A 21,516-nucleotide genomic window follows, 5' to 3' on the forward strand; every position below is an offset into this window, starting at 1 on the left:
CCTTAATCTGGATACTCTATGATATTTGCCGATCTCGGCCTTTCCGAAGAATTGATCCAGGCGGTCACTGATTCCGGCTACACGACCCCGACCGCGATCCAGGCGCAGGCCATTCCATCGGTGCTGATGGGCAAGGATATCATCGGCATCGCCCAGACCGGCACCGGCAAGACTGCTGCCTTCGTTCTGCCGATGATCGATGTGTTGGGCGAAGGCCGCAGCCGCGCGCGGATGCCGCGCTCGCTGATCCTCGAGCCGACCCGCGAGCTCGCCGCGCAGGTCGCGGAAAACTTTGACAAATACGGCAAATATCACAAGCTTTCGATGGCGTTGCTGATCGGCGGCGTCTCGATGGGCGACCAGATCAAGGCGCTCGAAAAGGGCGTCGACGTGCTGATCGCGACCCCGGGCCGCCTGATGGATCTGTACGATCGCGGCAACATCCTGCTGACCGGCTGCGGCTTGCTCGTCATCGACGAGGCCGACCGGATGCTCGATATGGGTTTCATCCCCGACATCGAGACGATCTGCACCCGGCTTCCCGCCACGCGTCAGACGCTGCTGTTCTCCGCAACGATGCCGCCGCCGATCAAGAAACTGTCGGACCGGTTCCTGACCAGCCCCAAGTACATCGAGGTCGCCCGCCCCGCGAGCGCCAATGCCTCGATCGAGCAGGGCAAGGTCCGCGTCCAGTCACGCCGCAAGCGCGATACGCTGTTTGCGATGCTCGATGCCGGCGTCCACACCGCGATCATCTTCTGCAACCGCAAGACCACGGTGCGCGACCTCAACAAGGCGCTGCGCCAAGGCGGCTTCGATTCGGGCGAGATCCATGGCGACATGGAACAGCGCGACCGCATCGCCGAGCTCGACAAGTTCAAGGACGGCACGATCAACATCCTGGTCGCATCCGACGTCGCTGCGCGCGGGCTGGACATCAAGGGCGTGAGCCATGTGTTCAACTATGACGCGCCGTGGCATCCGGACGATTATGTCCACCGCATCGGCCGCACGGGCAGGGCAGGGGCGACCGGCAAGGCGTATACCTTCATCACCGAGGAAGACGCCGAAGCGCTCGCCAACATCGAAAAGCTGATCGGGACCACCATTCCCGAAATCACCGTAGCGGATCCGGGCGGCAAGAGCGTAGACGCCAAACCTGCCAAGGCACGTGAACCCGAAGAGCGTGCACCCCGCCGCAGAACCCGCAGCGGCGAAGCCAAAGCGCGTGCTCCGCGCGAAGAGCGTGCGCCGCGCGAAGAGCCAGCGCACGAAGAAGAGGTCATCACCGAAAAGCCGGCTCGCGAGAAGACGCGCGAAGACAAGGCTCGTGATGAACGTCCCCGCGCTGCAAAGCCGAAGGAAGAACGCCCGCGTTCGGCCGATCGCCGCCCGGGCGCCGCGAAACCGCGCCGCTCGCATGAGCGCGACGATGGTCCCGATGACGGCTGGAACGGCCCGATGCCGGACTTCCTCTCGGTGGGCTTTGGCGAGAGCTGAGCCTGCTGCGGAGGTTTCCGCGGTTTCGGAACTCAATTATTTTGGTCCATACTCGTCACCCCCGCGAAGGCGGGGGTCCCGCTTCTACGCCGACCGTGCCAAGGACAGCGGGATTCCCACGTTCGCGAGAATGGCGAAACTGAACTTTTTTGAACAGCCCAACGCCCCCGTTCTCCGGCTTTCGTCGGAGAACGGGGTGTGGGTATCGAAGCTTTAGAAGCTGAACTTCGCCGCGATGCGGAAGTCGCGTCCGGCAAGCGGGGCGAAGTCCTTGGTGAAGCTGGCGGCGCGACGACCCACGACATCGAAGATGTTGTTGGCCGACGCGATCAGCGTCACTCCGCGGGCGGAGCCAAAGGGCTTCCACGACGCGCTGGCGTTGACCAGAGTGAAGCCTTCGGTCTCGGTCTCGAAATTGGCATTGCGGGCCTGATCGTCGAACCACTCGACTTCGGCGCGCAGACTGACCACATCGCTCCGTGCCTCAAGCCCGCCTAGCAAGCGCAGCGGTGGGATGCGCGGGACGGGACCCAAGCCGTCGAGTGAGGCACGAACATAATCGGCGACACCGTCCGCACTGAAGCGGAAGCCGCCAGCCCGGGCGAAGATCACCGAGGCTTCGGCTTCGAATCCGTAATATTTGGCATCGTTCTGGATGTACTGGAACACCGGAAGGTCGTCTTCTTCGAGACCGGTCGGAACGTCGATGATGAAATCGTCGAAGTCGTTGTAGAAGCCGGTGAGCGCGAGGCTCACGTCCGGGGTCGACCAGCGGATATAGGCTTCACCGCCCCAGCTCTTTTCGGTGGTGAAATTGGGGTTGCCGATCTCGAACGCCTGGGTCGCGATGTGCGCGCCGTTGGAAAACAGCTCTTCGGCTGCAGGCGCGCGCTGGGCGCGGTTGAGGTTGACCCCCATCCGCAACCGGTCGTCGGCGATATACGCCATGCCCAGTGCGAACGAGTACGAGTTGAAGTCCCGCTCGACGCCCAGCACCTGCGACTTCACATTGACCTTGTCATAGCGCGCCGCGCCTTCGATTTCGAAGTTGCCGCTGCGCACTTCCTGCAGCGTGAAGATGCCGATCTGGTCGGTGACGTTGGGCGGGAGAAAAGCTTCGGCGCCGACTGCGCTGAAATCGCGGTGGACGTATTGCACGCCGCTCGCGCCGCGCCAGCCGCCGCGTTCGCGCTGCACCAGCTCGAGCCGCGATTCGATGCCCTGGTTGCTGAAAACGGTGCCGACTTCGTCACCTTCGAACTCGGTCTGGCTGAAATCGGCGTAGGCCGCGCGCAGGCGGAGCGATTCGAAAAATCCGGGAAGGAAGACTTCGCCGCGGAAATCGACCTTGATCTGGTCGAGGCCGATGGTGACGGGACCTTCTTCCTCTTCGCCGCCGGCTTCCTCTTCCTCGCCTTCCTCACCGTGGTGATGGCCAGCGCCGGGACGTTCTGGAACGCCATACAGGCTGTTGTAATAGCTGCCCGAGACCCCGAAGCTGCCGCCTTCGCCGATATAGGCCAGGCCGCCTGCGAAGCTGTAGGTTTCGGTGCCGGTGTTGGGGATGCGGCCGCGCAGGCCGGCAAGTTCTTCGGCCTCTTCAGCCTCTCCGATATTGCCTTCCTCGCGCTCCTCCGCCGCTTCTTCGAGCTGCTCGGCACGCAGGCCGGGGGAGAGAACGAAGCCGCCGACCCGCAGGTCATTGGACTTGCGATAGCTGCCGTCGAGATGCAGCACGAGCTTGGAAGTCAGCGGTACATCGAGGCTGGCGCCGATGCTCCGTTCGTCCGCCGCGGTGCCGTAAGTTGCGAGCGCATCGAGATGGAACGGCTCTTCGGGCACCTCGCGCGGAATGCGCTTGTCGATGGCGTTCACCGCGCCGCCAACCGCCTGTCCGCCGAACAGCAGCACGGCGGGGCCGCGCAGCACTTCGATGCGATCAAGCACGATCGGTTCTACCGTGACACCGTGGTCGGGCGAGGTGTTGGAGACGTCGATCGTGCCAATGCCGTCGGTGAGCACGCGGATGCGCTCGCCCTGGAAACCGCGCAGCACGGGGCGCGATGCTCCGGGCGAGAAACTGGTGGCGGAAACGCCGGGCAGCTTGGTCAGCGTGTCCCCGATCTGCGAGCGGGCCTCGAGCGACAGCTCGTCACCAGACAGCTCGGATGTTCCGGCCAGAATGCTGAGATCGCGCACGAAGGGTGCGGTCACGACGATGCCGCGATTGCGATGGAAATCATCACCATCGTCTTCGGCATTCACCGTGGCATCGGCCTGCTGCGCCAGCGCGGGCAGGGGGGCCAGCAGTGCGGTGCCGAGGCTAAGCGAGGAGGAAACGAGCAAAAGCGTGCTGCGCATGATCTAGAGATGCTCCCGTGGACTGTGTTTTTTTCAGGTTGCAGCCGCCAGATGCCATTGGCCTTGGGAACAAGCGGAGAGAGAGACCCCGGACGCGACCCAGGCGGCTGATCGGGTGTCCGCTAGCATCGGTGTAATGTTATATCAATATGAATAATGCAGCCCTGCGACAAGACGCTGCGGGTTGCCGTGCGCGGCCGCTTCCGGCACAAACCATGGCCTGCCAGGCCCTTGTCGGCCACCAATCAATGCAAGGACACGCATCATGACCAGCCCAAGCCAGCAGGATTCCGGAGCCGAGGCGCTGATCGCGCCGCCCAGTGACTCGGAAACCTGGTGCACGCCCGCGCAGTATCGCGAACTCCACGCCGCTTCGGTACGCGACCCTGACGGGTTCTGGGCGCTGCAGGCGGACCGGATCGACTGGGTGGCCAAGCCGACGCGGATTGACGGGTCTTCTTTCGATCCGGTCGATATCCGGTGGTATGAGGATGGCGAACTCAATCTGTGCTTCAACTGTGTCGATCGCCACGTCGCCGCTGGACACGGCGCGGATTGCGCGCTGATCTGGGAGGGCGATGCGCCAGGGGATGTGCGGTCGCTGAGCTATGACGATTTGCTGGGTGAAGTTCAGGCGATGGCCGGTGCGCTCAAGGCGCTGGGCGCGAAGAAAGGCGACCGGATCACGATCTACATGCCGATGGTGCTCGAAGGCGCGATCGCGATGCTGGCCTGCGCGCGGATCGGCGCGGTGCACTCGGTCGTGTTTGGCGGGTTCTCCCCCGAGGCGCTGGCCGGAAGGATCGAGGATTGCGGCAGCCGCTTCGTGGTCACCGCAGATGCGGGGATGCGCGGGGGCAAAACCGTACCGCTGAAGGCCAATGTCGATGCGGCGCTCGAGCAGCACGGGATCGATGTCGATGCGGTTCTGGTGGTGCGGCACACCGGCGCAGGCGTCAGCATGACCGAAGGCCGTGACCACTGGTATCATGACGTCACCGCGACGGTTCCCGAAACGTGCCCGTGCGAGCCGATGAAGGCCGAAGATCCGCTGTTCATCCTCTATACGTCGGGATCGACCGGCAAGCCCAAGGGCGTGCTGCACACCACCGGCGGCTATGCGGTATGGGTGGCGACGACCTTCCACTACGCCTTCGATTACCGTCCGGGCGAGGTCTATTGGTGCACCGCCGATATCGGCTGGGTCACCGGGCACAGCTATTCGGTCTACGGTCCGTTGCTCAACCGCGCGACCAGCCTGCTGTTCGAGGGCGTGCCCAATTATCCCGACCACAGCCGCTTCTGGGACATATGCGAGCGGCACGGGGTCAACATCTTCTATACCGCGCCCACCGCGATCCGCGCGCTGATGCGCGAGGGCGACGCGCCGGTGACGAAGCACGACCTTTCCGCCTTGCGGCTGATCGGGTCGGTCGGAGAGCCGATCAATCCCGAGGCCTGGCGCTGGTATCACCGCGTCGTCGGCAAGGAACAGTTGCCGGTGATCGATACCTGGTGGCAGACCGAGACGGGCGGCATCATGATCACGACGTTGCCTTATGCGCACGCGATGCGCCCGGGGAGTGCGGGCCTGCCGTTCTTCGGCATCGACCCCGAACTGGTCGATGCGGACGGCAACGTTCTCGACGGTGCGACCGAGGGCAATCTGTGCATCGCCGGATCATGGCCGGGCCAGGCGCGCACGGTCTATGGCGACCATGACCGCTTCGTGCAGACCTATTTCAGCACCTACAAGGGCAAGTACTTCACCGGCGACGGCTGCAAGCGCGACGAGGACGGCTATTACCGGATCACGGGCCGGGTCGACGATGTCATCAATGTGTCGGGCCACCGCATGGGCACAGCCGAGGTCGAAAGCGCGCTGGTGCTGCACCCCCGAGTCGCGGAAGCCGCGGTTGTCGGCTTTCCACACGACATCAAGGGGCAGGGGATCTATTGCTATATCACGCTCAACGCCGATGAGATCTTCGACGATGCGCTGGTGGCCGAGTTGCGAGCGCTGGTGCGCAAGGAGATCGGACCGATCGCGACCCCCGATCACCTGCACTTCACCCCGGCACTGCCCAAGACCCGCAGTGGAAAAATCATGCGGCGCATCCTGCGCAAGATCGCCGAAAATGACGTCGGGGCATTGGGCGATACCAGCACTCTGGCCGACCCATCGGTGGTCGATGCGCTGATCGCCGGGCGGCAGGGGGGCTGAATTATCTGTTAGATTGCGCAGAAATCTGCCACAATCGGGCATCGGCTTGGCTATCGTGTCGTTCGATTCCTGCGCATTCGCAGCTTAGCCGGAAGATCCCCGCCATGTTCAATACACTTCAATCCACGCTCGTCGTCGCCGGTCTGTTCGGGCTCGTTGCTGCGCCCTTTGTCGGCGTGATGCTGATCCTGCTCGCGATCGGCGCAACGTCGGGCCTCATCGTAGGACTGGGCTTCCTGGCGTTTCTGGCCAGCATCACCTTTGCGGTGTCCAAGGCCGGACGCAATTTTCTGGCGCCCCGCCTGGACAAAGCCGCACGTCGCAGCTGATGGCTGTGATGGGCTGGCCCGTCAGAGCGACGGAGCGAGCAGAGCAACTAGCCACGCCGCCGCTGCCATCAGCGTGCCGAGCGGAAACCGGGTGGCGCTGGACAGCGCCACGCCGCGCCGTTGCAAGACAAGCGCAACCGCCAGCCCTGCACCGCTGGCGATCATGAGCACCAGCGGCAGCAGCTGCCAGCCCAGCCACAGACCGATGGCGCCCAGCAACAGCGGATCGCCGCCACCCAGCCCCTCGCGTCCGCGCAGGGTTTGATAGGCAAATGCGATAGTCCACAGCATCGCGAAGCCTGTAACGGCTCCGATCAGGCGGCTCGACCAGTCGGGAGGAATGCCTGCGAAGGCCGCGATCAGGCCTGCGATCGCCAAGGCGAGGGTCAGCGGATGCGGCAGCCAATAGTGCCGAAAATCGAGCCACGCCAGAGGGAGCAGCAGCCAACCGAACACCGCCACGGCTACGCCGGTCCAGCCCGGATGTAGCGCCAAAGCCAGCACACCGATTGCTGCAGCCATCAGTTCGATGATCAGGCTGTCACGCCCGATTGCAGCGCCGCATGATGCGCATCTGCCGCGCAAGCCGAGGTACGAAACGATCGGCACAAGCTGCCACGGACGCAGCCCGGCACCGCACGAATCGCAGGCCGATCGGCCTGCAAGAACCGACCGTCCCTGCGGCCAGCGGCTGACCAGGGCTGCCATGAAACTCCCCAGAATGGCACCGAGGATCGCAGCGAGCACCGGCCCAAGGATCGAATGGTGGACCAACTGCGCGAGCATTGTCTGACAGGCCTCTTGCGGGATCGGGAAACTTGCTTGCGCCATAGCGGGCTTGGCTGCGGCGTGGAAAGCGCATTCGCGATGCCCCTGCTGGGCATTTGAAATGGCGGACGGGTTGCTCTAGGGGAACGGCATCGTGAAACACGCTGAAGGACCCAACGTCATGACCGCATTTTCCGCCGCCGACCCCGTCGTCATCGTATCGTATGCGCGCACCCCGATGGGCAGCTTTCAGGGCAGCCTCTCCGGCGCGAGCGCAACCGAACTGGGCGCTACCGCGGTCAAGGCTGCGGTCGAGCGGGCAGGGGTTTCGAGCGATGCGATCGAGCGCATCTATATGGGCTGCGTGCTTCCGGCCGGCCTTGGACAGGCCCCCGCGCGCCAGGCGGCGTTGAAGGCCGGGCTGCCAACCTCGGTCGAGGCGACCACGGTCAACAAGATGTGCGGCAGCGGCATGCAGGCTGCGATCATGGGGGCCGAAGCATTGGCATCGGGTTCGGTCGATCTGCTGATTGCCGGTGGCATGGAAAGCATGACCAACGCGCCGTACCTGCTGACCAGGCATCGCGGCGGTGCGCGGATCGGCCATGATCGGGTTATGGACCACATGTTCCTCGATGGCCTTGAGGACGCGTATGAGCCGGGCCGCGCGATGGGCAGCTTTGCGGAAGAAACCGCCGGCGAATATCAGTTCACCCGCGAGGCGCAGGACGAATATGCCATGACCTCGCTGACCCGCGCGCAGCACGCGCAGACTTCGGGCGCGTTCGATCGCGAGATCGTCGCGGTCGAGATCGCAGGCCGCAAGGGCAACGTCACCGTCGACAAGGACGAGCAGCCGCTCAAGGGCGACGCCAGCAAGATACCGACCCTCAAGCCCGCCTTCGCCAAGGATGGCACAATCACCGCAGCCAACGCCTCTTCGATCTCGGACGGTGCGGCGGCCTTGGTGCTCACCCGTCAAAGCGTTGCCGACAAGCTCGGCCTCAAGCCGGTCGCGCGGATCGTCGCGCACGCGGCGCATGCCCATGCTCCCGCCAAGTTCACCACCGCGCCGGTTGATGCCAGCCGCAAGGCAATGGAAAAGGCGGGCTGGAGCGTCGATGATGTCGATCTGTTCGAGGTCAACGAAGCGTTCGCCTGCGTCTCGATGATCGCGATGCGCGATCTGGGCATTCCGCACGACAAGGTCAATGTCCACGGCGGCGCGACCGCGCTCGGCCACCCGATCGGCGCCAGCGGCGCGCGGATCATCGCGACGCTGATCTCGGCGCTGCAGACGCATGGCGGTACGCGCGGCGTAGCATCGCTGTGCATCGGCGGCGGCGAAGCGACCGCGGTTGCGCTCGAGCTGATCTGAGCGAAGAGGGGGAGAAACGCCCCCTCTTCAGGCTCCTATTCTCGTCACCTCCGCGAAAGCGGGGGTCCCGCTTCTGCGCTGACGTTTCGACCGAAGCGGGGCTCCCGCGTTCGCGGAATGACGAGGGTCAGTCCTTCGGCGCGTAGGTCTGGTCGGCGCTGGGGAAGCTGCGCGCGGTGACCTCGGCCGAATAGCTCTTCACCGCGGTCTCGATCACGCCCGCAAGGTTTTCGTATTTCTTCACGAACCGCGCGGTGCGTTCGAACAGGCCGAGCATGTCTTCGGTGACCAGCACCTGGCCGTCACACCGCGCCGATGCGCCGATGCCGATCACGATCGCGGCCACCGCCTCGGTCACCGCGATCGCGATCGGCTCGACCACGCCTTCGACGACGATGGCAAACGCACCCGCCGTGTCGAGCGCGACCGCATCGCTGACGATCTTGTCGGCTTCGGCGCCCGAGCGCCCGCGTGCGGCATAGCTGCCCAGGATGTTGATCGCCTGCGGGGTCAGTCCGACATGGCCGACAACCGGGATCCCGCGTTCGGTGAGGAAACGGACGGTCGGGGCCATCGCCGCGCCGCCTTCAAGCTTCACCGCTGCCGCACCGGTTTCCTTGAGCAGCCGCGCGGCGCTGGCAAACGCCTGTTCGGGCGAGGCTTCGTAACTGCCGAACGGCATGTCGATGACAACGATGCTGTGATAGCTGCCGCGCACCACCGCGGCGCCATGCGCGGCCATCATTTCGAGGGTCACGGGCACCGTACTGGGCAGCCCATAGATAACCTGGCCCAGCGAATCGCCGACCAGCAGCATGTCGCAATGCGGATCGAGCAGCTGCGCCATCCGCGCGGTGTAGGCGGTGAGCATCACCACCGGATTGTCTGTCACGCCGTCCACCTTGCGCCGCTGGATCGCGGGCACGGTCAGGCGTTTCATGGGAGCAGGCGTCGGGTTGGCGCGGCTGGTCGAGGTGTCGAGCGTATAGGTTGTGGACATGGGGGCGGGTGTAGCGGGGCAGGCGATGCACTGCAAACAGAACGGCATGGTGTCGAGAACCCGCGCTTGCCTAATGGTGCGCAGCACGCGACAAGGGCCGCTGCCACTCCTCCACCACGGATATGATTCAGGATGCTGCGAACCCTTGTTATTGTGCTGGCTGCGATCGCCGCGACCGGAACAACGTTAAGCTTGCTGACCAGCTATCGCTGGTACATCCGCATGTGGGACTTTCCGCGTGTCGCGCTGATCGTGTTCGCCGCCTTAGCGCTCGTGCTCGCCATTCCGGTGCTGGCCGGCTGGACCCGCTCGCTCGTGGTGGTGGCGATGCTGCTGGTTATCGGATGGCAGGGCTTGCGCATATACCCCTACACTCCGCTCGCCAAACCCGAGGTGGCTCAGGCGGTTATCAGCAAAGAGAACTGCATTTCCGCGTTCTCGTTCAATGTGTTGCAGACCAACCGCGATTATGCGCGGACCATCTCGCTGATCGACCGCGAAGACCCCGATATCGTGCTGCTGCTGGAAACCGACGGTCCGTGGGAAGCCGCGCTCAAACCAGTGATCGACCGCTATCCACACCGTTTTTCCGCGCCGCTCGACAATCTTTACGGACTGATCATGCTGTCGCGGTTGCCGGTTGAGGACGCCGAGATCACTTGGTTGATCGACAAGGAAACCCCGTCGGTGTTTGCGACCCTGCAGACGAATGGGGGATCGCGGTTCCGCTACATCGGCCTGCATCCCCGCCCACCACAGCCGGGAGAAGACACCGAGAAGCGCGATGGCGAAATCGCGATTGCTGCCCGCCACGCCAAGCTCACCAAGCTTCCCGTGCTGGCGATGGGCGATTTCAACGACGTCGCATGGTCGCGCACCTCGCAGATGTTCAAGCGGATCGGCGGCTATCTCGATCCGCGCGTTGGTCGCGGGCTGTACGCCACCTTCCCAGCAAACCTGCCCGGGCTGCGCTGGCCGCTCGACCATATCTTCATGTCGCCCGACTTCACACTTCTTGATATGAAGGTGCTGGAAAATGTCGGTTCGGACCACCTGCCGGTAATCGCGAAGGTCTGCCTGGCCCCGCGCGCCGCCAAGGTGCTCAACGACGAGCCGGAAACGCCCGATGCCGACGACCACAAGGATATGCACGATGCCATTCGCGATGGCAAAGAGGCCGCACAGAAGGAGGGCACCGCATCGGGCGGGGCGCCACCACCACCCTGATCAATGCGCGGCAGCGACACCTTCTGCGACATTGTCGGTGAAAAAGCCATCGATCCCCGCCGCAAGATAGGCGCGGATTTCGGTGGTCACATTCCCGGTTGCGGTGGGGTCGGCGCCTGCTCGAAGATCAAGCGGAAGAAAATAGTTCTCGCGCCGAAACGTCCAGACATGGACCTTCAAACCTGCCGCATGGGCATCGCGCACCAACGTCGTGGGCTCGGCCAGATTGCCCGCTGCGTCGCGCGGGATGACCATCGCTTTTTCCGCGCCGATGGCGTTGGCGTACCGGGCGATGTCGGCCAGCCCCTGCGGCGTGCTCATTTGGGCGTACGTGACGCCGGGCAGGTCCGGCGGGCCGAACGATCCCGCCATCAATTGCACCAGCGGCAATTGCGTCATGCTGCGGAGGCGCTTGAGGTTCTGGACCTCGAAGCTCTGGATGAACACCGGATCGTCCACGTCGCTCAAGCCTGCCGCCTCAAGCATTTCGACCAAAGGTTCTTCCAGCGGCAGTCCGATTGACCGGAAGTAGCTCGGGTGCTTGGTTTCCGGATACAGGCCGATCGTCCGTCCGGTCTCGCCCTGCCGCTGCTGCACCAGCGCGATGATCTGGGATAGCGTCGGCACCTCGAACTGGCCGTCAAACGCGGTGTTCGCCCTGCGCAACTGGGGCAGTCGCTCCTTCGCGCGCAGCGTCTTGATCTCGGCGAGCGTGAAATCCTCGGTGAACCAGCCGGTCAGGCTCTGGCCGTCGATCAGCTTGGTGGTCTTGCGATCGGCGAATTCGGGCCGGTCGGCAACGTCGGTGGTTTCCGATATCTCGTTCTCGTGCCGCGCCACGAGGACCCCGTCGCGGGTGCTGACCAGATCTGGCTCGATATAGTCCGCACCCTGGTCGATCGCGTGCGAATACGCCTCCAGCGTGTGCTCGGGCCGTTCCCCGCTCGCCCCGCGATGCGCGATGACGAGCGGGCTTGCGGTGCTGGCGAGCAGCATCAGTCCGGTCAGGATCACGCGGTGACCTCGACGCCCTTCCAGAATGCCATGCGATCGGCGATCTCCTTCGCCGCATCCTTGGGCTCGGGGTAATACCAGACTGCATCGGCATTGGTCTTGCCGTCGACCTCTAGCGAGTAATAGGACGCGGTGCCCTTCCAGCCGCACACGCTGGTGGTGGCGCTGGGCTTCAAGAAATCGGCGCGGACGCTGTCCCGCGGGAAATAATGGTTGCGTTCGACGACAACCGTATCGTCGCTCTCGGCGATGACGGTGCCGTTCCAGATAGCCTTGGGCATTTTCACATTCTCCTGTCAGTGGCCCCTGATAGATGGGGATGCTGACAGCGATATGACACCGCCTCAGCCAAACGCCTCGGCATAAAGGTCAGGCTTGAATCCGACCAATACGCCCCCGGAATACTCGAGCACCGGGCGCTTGATCAGCGAGGGCTGCTCGACCATCAGCGCGATCGCCTTGTCACGGGTGATGTCATGCTTGTCGCTATCGGGAAGCTTGCGGAACGTGGTGCCCGCCTTGTTGAGCAGCACCTCCCAGCTGACGATATCGGCCCAGGCGTTGAGCTTGTCAGGGGTGATCCCGGACTTTTTATAGTCGTGGAAATCATAATCCATCCCCTGCGCTTCGAGCCACACACGGGCCTTTTTCATCGTGTCGCAATTGGGGATGCCATATATCGAAAGCTTGCTCATTGACCCTCTTCCTCAGATGCGCCGATCACAAACTTGACCCGGTCTGTGCAGCCCACAAAACCCTGGGTGGTGACAGCTTTTCCGCCACGCACCACGATGACAGCCTGGTTGCCGAAGTCTTCGGTGGGCTGGCTGGCAACTGTCTGGATGTTCGAAACCTCACCCCACGGCGCGACATCGTAGGTGACGATCGCCCAGCCTTCGATCGCGCGCCGACGATACGGCTCCGGGAAGCGAAGCGCGGGCTGGACGGCCCATTCGTGGCGGGCGGGACAGGTCGCGCCGGCGGGGCGGAATTGATTTTCGTCGGGTATGGGTGGGGCGGGAAGTGTCGCTGGGCCGCGCCAATAGGGGTAACGGCAGCCCTTGCGTCCGCCACGGTAATAGCGCGTTTCCTCAACGGCCTTCCTGCTCGCCAGATCGAGCGCGGCATTTTTGGTTCCCTCCACCGTCTGGATGTTCGCGGTCGCCCCATCCTCGCTAATGTCGTAGCCGACCATCGACCACTCCCGCACGCCGGGATTTGCAACTATGGCCTTGAAGTTGGGGAATACGCGCGCCTGAAGGCCAAGGGCTCGTTCGTCGCGACAGTCACCCTCGGCATAAATCCGCTCCCAAGCTTCCTTTGGCAATGGTCCGGCTATCGCGTTCACAGAGTAAGCGGCAAGGTCGGCCACCGGCGCGGCATCTAGGCCCGTCTGGCGCGGGACATACACGATGGTGCAACTCGATTGCCCGCTTCCGCCGGCAAAACGGGTGGCCGCGAGCGAAGGCGCGATGTCATCTGATCCGGTAGCGCGCGCATCTTTCCCAACTTTGCGGATTCCCATGGTCCGGCCGCTGGGATCGATATCGAACGTATAGGTAACCGCACTGGCGGGGCTCTGGCTTGCCCAGGACAGGCTGGACAAAGGGCGTTCCAAAAACGCGGGAACCACGATAGCGCCACCGCAGCGGACCTCTCCTGGGAGCCAGGTAACCAGTGTGCGCTCTGCCTTGCCCGAACCGACCGAAATCACCGGAGGGGTGTAAACAGGCACGGGCAAGAGTAGCATCGCGAAGAGAGTTTCGATCATGGCGGTATTCATGCCCAGAAATGATGACGATTACGAGACGCGGAACACTGGCTACATTCCTCGGACCGTCAACGCCGGGCGATAAAGCCGCGGATGTCGCGCGACAATTTGGAAAGATCGGTCTCGTTGACGTACATCATGTGCCCTGCGTCATAGCTGGTATACTCGATGCGGTCGGCAGGTATGCCGGTGCGGGTCAGCGAATATTCGGCGCCGAAGAAGGGGGTGGCGAAGTCATACCAGCCCTGCGCCACGAGCACGCGAAGGCCGCTGTTCTCGCGCAGCGCGCGCCCGATATAGGGTGCGACGTTCTTGTAATACCGGTTCTCTCCGCCTCTGCCGGGAAGGTCCCAATCCCAGCTCCCGACCCCACCAATCGTGACGTATTGACGTTCGGGATTGAACTTCAGCTCCTGCCGCACAAAGGCGTTGAACGCCGCGGTATAGCTGCCATCGATGCCATAGAAGCTCGGGTCGTTGTCAGGGGTTTCACCGGCGTTGTCAAAGTCCTTGCCGGTGTACCGCGCGTCGAGCCGGCCGACCACCAGCCCGCGATCACGCAGCAATTCCTTGTAGAACCGGCTCGGTACGACCCGCAGATCGGCGCTCTCGAGATACTGTTCGGTAAGGCCGGTGTAGCGCGCGAGCTTGGTGCGGATGGCAGCGCGTTCCTCGCCGACCAGAGCGGTGCCCTTCATCAATGCGGGAAGGTACTCATCGGTCGCAAATACCTTGGCTTCCGCCGCCAGTTCCGCAGCGCCCCCGCCCGCAGCGGCCGGCGTGGTCTTGCCGTGGTAGAGCGCGGTCACCGCCATGCTGGGCACCATCAGCACATAGGGCATTTCATTGCCGGGCACTTCTGCCTGCGCACCGAAATCGAGAATCGTCGAGATCAGCAGCAGGCCGTTGAACGCAACGTCATTGTACGTGCCTTCGAGCTCGTTGACGACCGCGGCGGTGCGGGTGGTGCCATAGCTTTCCCCGCCCAGATATTTGGGCGCGTTCCAGCGGTTGTTCTGCGACAGCCAGATCCGGATGAACTCGGCAATCGACTTGGCGTCCTTGGTGACGCCCCAGAATTCCTTGGGGTCGGTATCGCCCAAAGCGGTCGAGAACGCGGTGCCGACCGGATCGATGAACACGATGTCGGTGACATCGAGCAGGCTGTCGGGATTGTCGACGATGCGATAGGGTGGGGCGCCGTCGTCGCGGCCGTCATTGGGGATCGCGACGCGCTTGGGTCCGAATGCACCCATATGCAGCCAGAGCGAGCCTGAGCCCGGGCCGCCGTTGAACAGGAACGTCACAGGCCGGTTCGAGTCCGCGCCATCCTTGACATAGCTGACCGAGAAGATTCGCGCTCGCGGGTTGCCCTTGTCGTCTTTCAGAAAGGTATCGCTTGCGGTCGCGGTGAAGGCGACCCGCTGACCGCCAAAGGTGCCGCTGTGCCGGGTCACAGATACCATGGGTTCGGTGATCGCCGGTGCCGGCTTCTCGCCCTTGGGGGCGTCCGGCTTTCCGCCATCCTGCGCCAGCAGGGGCGACGTTGCCAGACAAAGCGCGATCGCCGCAGAACCAATCAAGCTGCGCATTCAGTCATCCTTCTTGTGTCGAAAACCCGTATACCATTTGCAGCTTGGCACGGCACACCGCCAGTTTGCAACCCGGCTGCGCCGGAATGCTGACGATCAGGCAGGTTGCAGCGGACGCTGGCCAACTTCGGTGAAGCGCCGAGGGCCAAGGTCGAGCCTGAGCGGCCCGACACGCGCGCCGGGGGGTGAACTTTCCTCGCCCAGCACGAACGACTGGGTCACGGCGTAGCGCGTTCCATCCGGCCCCGAATAACCGATCCAGATATGGACGACCGGCACGAACAGCAGGCGGCCCTGCATCTCGATCGGTTCGATCTGCTCCAGCGGCAGACGGATCTGGCCCTCGCACCGGCGGGTGCCATCAGGCGCGATGTCTTCAAGCTTCTGCAGCATTGGCAGCAGGGTGTCGCCCTGCATCGGATCGATTGTCGGCGGCATGCCACGCCGGGCCTGGACCACTGCCCCGTGGAGCACCACGTCGCTGACCGCGATTTCGGCCATGTTGGTGATCCCAAGGTGATACCGCGCAATGGCGTTGACCAACGTGACATCGACCCCAAGCGTCGTAAAATCTAGCAGCAGCCTCGGAGGCTGAGGGCCAGCACTGGCAGCGGCTTGCGGGGCGGCAGGTTGCGGCGCAGGTGTCGGCTGCGGGGCAGGCGGGGGTGCGGGGGCCGGGGTTGGCGCTGTCGCGGGCGATGGGGCAGGTGCCGGACTCGCGGCCGGTTTGAAGGACAGGCCAGTGGCCTGGATTGTTCCAAACGGGATCGACGAGGCAGGACCTGCGGCAGCATTGGCAGCATTGGCAGCAGCGGCAGGCGGTGCGGCCGGCGGTGCAGGTGGGGCAGCCTGGGGGACAGCAGGCGGCTTGCGCAGCGGCGGTGTCGGCACGGTTTGGGTGGAGACCTGCGGCGCGGGCGCGGGTGCGCTCCGGCTTTGCCGCGCGGATCGCTGCCGCAGCCCCATCACGATCAGGCTGATGAGTGCCACCAGACCTGCGCCAAGCCACCACCATATCGAGCTGTCGGTTTCGCCGTCCGGGGCTTCGGCCTCGGTGGTCGGTGCAGGCACCGCGGATGTATCGGGCAGCGGCAGCGGCGGCGGCGTGACGGGCGGGAGTACGGGCGCGGCATCGGCAGACGGCTCCTGCTCGGCTGGAGCGGGTTCGGTCTGCGAACCCGGCTGCTGCTGGGCACGCGACGGCGCCTGCCGCTCGGTGCGCTGTTGTTCGGAGGTCGACGGCTGGCGCGGCGGCGGCTCCTGGCGCGGCTGGGGAACGGGCACCGGCACCGGCGCAATGCTCGGCACCACAGGCTCGGGCGCCGGTTCGGCAGGCTGCTCGGCGCGGCGCGGCGGGGTGGACTCGCTGTCGACCGGCCCTTGGACATCGCTGGGGGGTTGCGGTTCGGCCTGGGGCCCGGGGGGCAGCGAAAAGCTGCCGGGCGATCCTTGCTGCGCATGACTGGATGCGGGCAGGACGAGCACCAGTGCAAGGACAGCAGGCACCGCGCGGCGATACCGTTTCATCAAGGCTTCCATGCTGTCGATCTTCCCCATTCTGCCCAGAACCATGCCATGCCCCGTCGGCATGGGGCTGTGTCGCTCCCAGCAACGCCGCGCCGGCGCTTAATCGGCGCTGAATGCAATGCGGGAGATGACATCAGCCGTGTGCCGCATTAGATGAGGCGCATGTCCGATCAACCCCAAACACGCTTTCTGGGCAAAGACAGCCCGATACCGACCTCACCCGAGACCGCGGTGCTGGACTATGTTCCCAATCCGCGACCCGGCAAACCCTATCTGGTGCGCTTTGCCGTTCCCGAGTTCACCTCGCTGTGCCCGGTGACCGGCCAGCCCGATTTCGCGCATCTGGTGATCGATTATGCGCCCGACGCGGTGATGGTCGAATCCAAGTCGCTCAAGCTGTTTCTGGGCAGCTTCCGCAACCATCAGGCGTTCCACGAGGATTGCACGGTGGGCATCGGCGAGCGGCTGTTCGACGAGATGCAGCCGCACTGGCTGCGCATCGGCGGATACTGGTATCCGCGCGGCGGCATTCCGATCGACGTGTTCTGGCAATCGGGCGAACCGCCTGCGGGGCTATGGCTGCCGCCGCAGGAGGTTCCAGGCTACCGCGGTCGGGGCTAATCCTTGACCGAGGCGGTGCAGGGTGCGCCGTCCGGTCCCACAGCGCCCTTACAGGCGCGCAGCGGCAAAAGCCCTTCGGTCTGCTCGACCAGCCTTTTCTTGCCGTCGGCCGTGCGCGTCAGGTCGAAACTGTCATAGAGCTTGCCCGACGCCGTGTACGCCCGAAATCCGATGGTCTGCGGGGTGACGGTGAACACCTGATAGAGCTCGGTGTCTTCGGCCACTTTGTCAGGCTGGATCATTGCCCGGTCGTTGAGCCCGTACATCTTCTTGCCGACCACCGACACCAGATAGACCGGCCCCTGCGCCGCGCCGGATGCGCGCCTGGCTCGGCCATCGCTCGCGCCCTGCTCGGCGGTCAGACGGCTGTAGCAATGATCATGGCCCTGAAGCACAAGATCGACGTCGTGCTTGTCGAATATCGGCTTCCAGGCCGCCTTGAGTTCGGCAGTGTCGTTGGGCCGGGCACAGGTGAAAATCGGCTGGTGGAACAGTACGACGTTCCAGTCTGCCGTACTGGCAGCGAGCGTCGCATCGAGCCACTGCGTCTGGCGATCAAGCGTGCCCAGGTCGAGTGCCGAGGTTCCATCGAGGACGATGAACCGCACCCCCTGATAATCGGTGAAATAGGTGGTGGTTTCGGCACCGGGCGCGCCATTGCCAGGCAAGGAGAAGCTTGCCGCCCAGTGCGGGCCCAACCGCCGCAATTCGCTGCCGTCGGGTTGAACATCGTCGACATATTCATGATTGCCGGTGGCAGGAAGCTGCGGGATCATCGAAAAGGCATAGCCGCCCGCCTGGTTCCACTCGCCCCATTCGTCATCATGGATAAGATCGTCGCGTTGCGCGACAAGATCACCTGCATGCACCGCCAATGCCGGTGCAGCGGTGTTGAGAAAAGCCTGACGGATCACGCGTGAGCCAATCGGGAGGATGCCGTTCTGGGTGTCGCCGAAATACAGGAAGGTGAACGGCTTTGCCGCAGACGCCGCGGTACGGAACTGCAGCCATTCGCTCCAACCCTCCGCGCCCTTGACCCGATAGAGATACGCAGTGTCGGGGGTCAGGCCTTCAAACCGGGCATGATGATAGCGCGAAGGGCCGTTGTCGGTTGCCAGATCGAGCGACCGTCCCACGACTGGCTTGGCGAAATAGGCAATGCTGGGCCCATCGACCGCCGGTGCGATCTCGGCGACGGCTTCGGTCTGGCGAACATCGGTGCGCCAGGCCACCGCCATCGAAGTTGCGGGATCTGCGCCTGCCGTCAGCACCACCCGGTCCGGTATGCCCTTGGCGGCATAGGGCTTGCCCGGGGAATGCGGAACGGCGGCGGGCTGTTGCGCAACGGCGTTGGCAGAGGTGACAATCGAGATTGCCGCCGCGAAAAACGTCAAGGATAAAGGAAATGCTGTCATCAGAATGCTGCACTTATGCCAAATTTGAGCGTGAAGCTGTACTCTTCATACTGTAGCAGCCGGCGACGGTTGTTGAAGTTCTGATAGGCGAAGAACGGCCGATCGCCGATGTTGATCGCCTCTGCGAACAACCGCACGCCCTTGAGAAGTTCGTAGCGAGCGCTCAGGTCGACCTGGAAATGCTCGTCGACGATCCGGTCTTCGTCTGCGGCGCCGCCGATCTCGTCGAGATAGCGATCACGATAGGTCCCTGCAGCACGCAGGCTGAGCGGACCCTTTTCATAGCCGATCACCGCGTTGAACGTGTTCTTCGAGGCGGCAGGAAGCGAGATCTCGCGGCCATCGAACAACGTGCCCTTGGCGTCGGTGTAGGTGTAGTTCAGGTTGACGAGAATGCTATCCAGCGGCGAGGGCAGGAAGTCGAGCACCTGCTGATAGCTGAACTCCAGACCACGGATCGTGGCCTTGTCACCGTTGAGCGGGATGCTGGCTTCATCGTAGCGGATGCCGTTGATGACCCCGCCGAAAGGATCGGTTGCCGGGTCGGTAAAGGTCGCCGAAACGATGAAATCGTTGATGTCCTTGTAAAAGAAGCCTGCCGAAATCGCGCCGTTGCGCGAGAAATAATATTCCGCCGACAGATCCAGGTTCCATGCCTTGTAGGGGCGCAGCGCGGGGTTCCCGAACGAGCCTTCGCGCTCGTTGCCGTCATTTTCCTCGACCACGAACCGCGGGGCAAGATCGGCAAGGTTGGGCCGGACGAGGCTGCGGAAGCCGCCTGCGCGGAGAACCAGATTGGGGATGGGTTCAAATCTGGCGGTCAGGCTGGGCAGCCAGGTCGTGTAGTTGCGACGGAAATTGTTGGGCGTGACGAACACCGTGTCGTCGTCAAGTTCGACCCCGTCCCGGATGGCCCCGCCTTCGACCAGTTCGACCAGATTGGCCGAGATGTCGTTACGGGTCCGCTCAAACCGGACGCCGCCGATCACGCGGACCGTCGTGCTGTCATAGCGTCCAAGCAGATAGCCCGCGAGAATGTCCTCATCGACCGTGTAGTTCTCAACCGCCGAGCCGAACTGGCTTTCGAGCGGATTGCGTTCGAAGCGGCCGACGTTCTGGCGGAAGAAGCGGGAGAACAAACGCTTGTCCACTGCCGGCGAGATATCGGCCAGGCCGTAGGTCTGCGGGCCCACAAAATCGCTCAGCAGGAGATCCGGCCCATCGAAGCCGTCGTAGAAGTCGAGCTGGAAGTTGAGCGATTTCTCACGCCAGCGCGATTTCACTCCGCCCTGCACCGTCAGCTCTCCCGACGCCAGGCCGAAGCGATGGGCAAGATCGGCGCGCACCGCGAACTCTTCGTCCTGGGCGTCCGCCAGTGCCGAGATCTCCGCGCGGTTGAACTCGTAATTCGCCGGATTGATGAAATCGGCATTGCCGGTCGGGATCGTGAAGCGCGGGATCATGTCGTCGGTATAGTCGAAATCGACGCTGACGCCGTCGCCATCGAAGCGCGAGCGGAACCGGACCGGATCGATCGATCCGTTTTCGCGCTCGCTCGATTTCGCCCAGCTGCCCGAATAGGTGAACTTCCATGGACCGGTATCGGTCTCACCGCCGAACGACACGGTACGGATCTTCTGGCTTTCGAAGCGGTCCTTGTTGTCGCGGCGCACCTCGATCCGGCCATCGGCATCGTCGAACAATGCGCCGTTGGCCGAACCGCTGCGCGGATCTTCGTCGAACACGAACACCAGGCGGCGACGGAACTCCTGATCGTCGAACTGGCTGTACAGGCCGCGCAGGTAGAGCTTGGTGGTGTCGCTCAGGCGTGCGTCGAAGTTCAGAGTCGCGCTGATCCGCTCGCGCTCGACGTCATAATCGCGAAAGTCGATTTCATCGGTAAAGTCGATCCCGGCATCCGACGTGCTCCAACCAGAAGTCTCGACGTTGTCCGATGCGAACTTGCGGTTGTAGTAGGACACGCCGCCGGCCACGCCGAAATTGTCGCCCAACTTTTTGGAAAAATCGAAGCTGGCCTTGGGGGTGAGCGTATCGGCGAGGTCGTTGTAACTGCCCTCGAGCTTGACCGAGAAAAGGTCCTTCTTGCGATCGAACGCGCTGGTGGTGTTGATTTCGATCGATGCACCGATGGTGTCGCCATCCATATCGGGGGTGAGCGACTTTTTCACTTCGATCGATTCGATGATGTCGCTGGAAATCACATCCAGCGCGACCGAGCGGACGTCGCCTTCCGGGGACGGGATGCGCACGCCGTTGACCGAAGTGGAGTTCAGATTGGGATCGAGGCCACGCACCGCCACAAAGCGGCCTTCGCCCTGATCGTTCAGGATGTTGAGGCCGGGCAGGCGGCGCAGCGATTCGGCGACGTTCTGATCGGGGAACTGGCCGATGGCATCGCGGGTCAGGACGCTGCTGACCCCATCGGCAGCACGTTGACGGGTCAGGGCACTTGCCTGGCTGGCCGCCTGGCCGATGACCAGAATGTCGTTGCCGTCGCTGATCCCCAATCGGACGGGGACCTGGACCGATCCGCTCTCGGTGACCGTGATGGCGGTGGTGAAAGCAGGCGCACCGACATACTTCGCTTCGAGCGTATAAGTGCCCGCCGGAACATCGGGAAACCTGAAAGTACCGTCGCGATCGGTGGTGATGCTGCGGCCAAGTTCGACGATTCGGACTTCGGCCGCCTGCAGCGCGCGGGTTTCGCCGATGTCCGTGACCGTCCCTGTGACGTCTCCGGCAAAAGCGGCTGCCGGGATCATTCCCAC

The 21,516-nt window shown here is 63.6% G+C and carries 17 protein-coding genes; 6 read left to right on the plus strand and 11 right to left on the minus strand.

The window, feature by feature from the left end; all coding sequences use genetic code 11:
• Nucleotides 1-18 precede the first annotated feature (18 nt).
• Complete coding sequence (locus QUV11_RS10005) at nt 19-1,500, plus strand: DEAD/DEAH box helicase (protein WP_300882207.1); 1,482 nt, start codon at nt 19-21, stop codon at nt 1,498-1,500.
• A 213-nt stretch (nt 1,501-1,713) separates the two neighbouring features.
• Here the strand turns inward: QUV11_RS10005 and QUV11_RS10010 are convergent, their stop codons facing one another.
• Nucleotides 1,714-3,861, minus strand: a complete 2,148-nt coding sequence (locus tag QUV11_RS10010; protein ID WP_300882209.1) for a TonB-dependent receptor — start codon at nt 3,859-3,861, stop codon at nt 1,714-1,716.
• Nucleotides 3,862-4,126: 265 nt separating this feature from the next.
• Between QUV11_RS10010 and acs the strand changes: the two genes are divergently transcribed.
• Nucleotides 4,127-6,085, plus strand: a complete 1,959-nt coding sequence (gene acs, locus QUV11_RS10015) for an acetate--CoA ligase (RefSeq protein ID WP_300882211.1) — start codon at nt 4,127-4,129, stop codon at nt 6,083-6,085.
• A 104-nt stretch (nt 6,086-6,189) separates the two neighbouring features.
• Nucleotides 6,190-6,414 carry a hypothetical protein gene (locus QUV11_RS10020; protein ID WP_300882213.1) on the plus strand — a complete coding sequence of 75 codons (225 nt, stop codon included), beginning with the start codon at nt 6,190-6,192 and terminating at the stop codon, nt 6,412-6,414.
• Between the two features lie 21 nt (nt 6,415-6,435).
• Here the strand turns inward: QUV11_RS10020 and QUV11_RS10025 are convergent, their stop codons facing one another.
• Nucleotides 6,436-7,200 carry an A24 family peptidase gene (locus QUV11_RS10025; protein ID WP_300882215.1) on the minus strand — a complete coding sequence of 255 codons (765 nt, stop codon included), beginning with the start codon at nt 7,198-7,200 and terminating at the stop codon, nt 6,436-6,438.
• Nucleotides 7,201-7,363: 163 nt separating this feature from the next.
• On the opposite strand from QUV11_RS10025, the gene QUV11_RS10030 reads away from it, so the two are divergent.
• Nucleotides 7,364-8,560 (plus strand): acetyl-CoA C-acyltransferase, encoded by a 1,197-nt coding sequence (locus QUV11_RS10030; RefSeq protein WP_300882217.1) that lies wholly within the window; start codon nt 7,364-7,366, stop codon nt 8,558-8,560.
• Nucleotides 8,561-8,687: 127 nt separating this feature from the next.
• Here QUV11_RS10030 and panB read toward each other — a convergent pair whose 3' ends face one another.
• Entirely contained in the window at nt 8,688-9,560 is an 873-nt protein-coding gene (gene panB, locus QUV11_RS10035; protein ID WP_300882219.1) for a 3-methyl-2-oxobutanoate hydroxymethyltransferase, read from the minus strand.
• Between the two features lie 132 nt (nt 9,561-9,692).
• Here panB and QUV11_RS10040 point away from each other — a divergent pair, with 132 nt between their 5' ends.
• On the plus strand, nt 9,693-10,787 hold the full coding sequence (locus tag QUV11_RS10040; protein ID WP_300882220.1) for an endonuclease/exonuclease/phosphatase family protein: 1,095 nt from the start codon (nt 9,693-9,695) through the stop codon (nt 10,785-10,787).
• On the opposite strand, the gene QUV11_RS10045 is transcribed toward QUV11_RS10040, so the two are convergent.
• The 6 genes from QUV11_RS10045 to QUV11_RS10070 form a co-directional block, all read right to left on the minus strand.
• Entirely contained in the window at nt 10,788-11,783 is a 996-nt protein-coding gene (locus QUV11_RS10045; RefSeq protein WP_300882303.1) for a glycerophosphodiester phosphodiesterase, read from the minus strand. It lies immediately after the preceding gene.
• Between the two features lie 14 nt (nt 11,784-11,797).
• The gene (locus QUV11_RS10050; protein WP_300882223.1) at nt 11,798-12,082 is read right to left on the minus strand and encodes a DUF427 domain-containing protein; all 285 of its coding nucleotides are present in this window, start codon (nt 12,080-12,082) and stop codon (nt 11,798-11,800) included.
• Nucleotides 12,083-12,145: 63 nt separating this feature from the next.
• Nucleotides 12,146-12,496, minus strand: a complete 351-nt coding sequence (locus QUV11_RS10055; protein ID WP_300882225.1) for an ArsC family reductase — start codon at nt 12,494-12,496, stop codon at nt 12,146-12,148.
• A complete protein-coding gene (locus QUV11_RS10060; protein ID WP_300882228.1) occupies nt 12,493-13,572 on the minus strand; it encodes an energy transducer TonB in 1,080 nt (359 codons plus the stop codon). Before QUV11_RS10060 ends, QUV11_RS10055 begins: the two co-directional genes overlap by 4 nt.
• A gap of 68 nt (nt 13,573-13,640) precedes the next feature.
• The gene (locus QUV11_RS10065) at nt 13,641-15,164 is read right to left on the minus strand and encodes a peptidase S10 (RefSeq protein ID WP_300882230.1); all 1,524 of its coding nucleotides are present in this window, start codon (nt 15,162-15,164) and stop codon (nt 13,641-13,643) included.
• Between the two features lie 96 nt (nt 15,165-15,260).
• On the minus strand, nt 15,261-16,691 hold the full coding sequence (locus tag QUV11_RS10070; RefSeq protein WP_300882232.1) for a hypothetical protein: 1,431 nt from the start codon (nt 16,689-16,691) through the stop codon (nt 15,261-15,263).
• 162 nt (nt 16,692-16,853) lie between these two features.
• Between QUV11_RS10070 and queF the strand changes: the two genes are divergently transcribed.
• Complete coding sequence (gene queF / locus QUV11_RS10075) at nt 16,854-17,312, plus strand: preQ(1) synthase (RefSeq protein ID WP_300882234.1); 459 nt, start codon at nt 16,854-16,856, stop codon at nt 17,310-17,312.
• Here the strand turns inward: queF and QUV11_RS10080 are convergent.
• Together QUV11_RS10080 and QUV11_RS10085 are read right to left on the minus strand one after the other, a co-directional pair.
• Complete coding sequence (locus QUV11_RS10080; RefSeq protein WP_300882236.1) at nt 17,309-18,706, minus strand: metallophosphoesterase family protein; 1,398 nt, start codon at nt 18,704-18,706, stop codon at nt 17,309-17,311. The two genes, queF and QUV11_RS10080, sit on opposite strands and share 4 nt — an antisense overlap.
• A 20-nt stretch (nt 18,707-18,726) precedes the next feature.
• Nucleotides 18,727-21,510 carry a TonB-dependent receptor gene (locus tag QUV11_RS10085; protein ID WP_300882305.1) on the minus strand — a complete coding sequence of 928 codons (2,784 nt, stop codon included), beginning with the start codon at nt 21,508-21,510 and terminating at the stop codon, nt 18,727-18,729.
• Nucleotides 21,511-21,516 lie beyond the last annotated feature (6 nt).

Source organism: Blastomonas sp., assembly GCF_030373265.1.
In the GTDB taxonomy this organism is placed as follows: Bacteria; Pseudomonadota; Alphaproteobacteria; order Sphingomonadales; family Sphingomonadaceae; genus Blastomonas.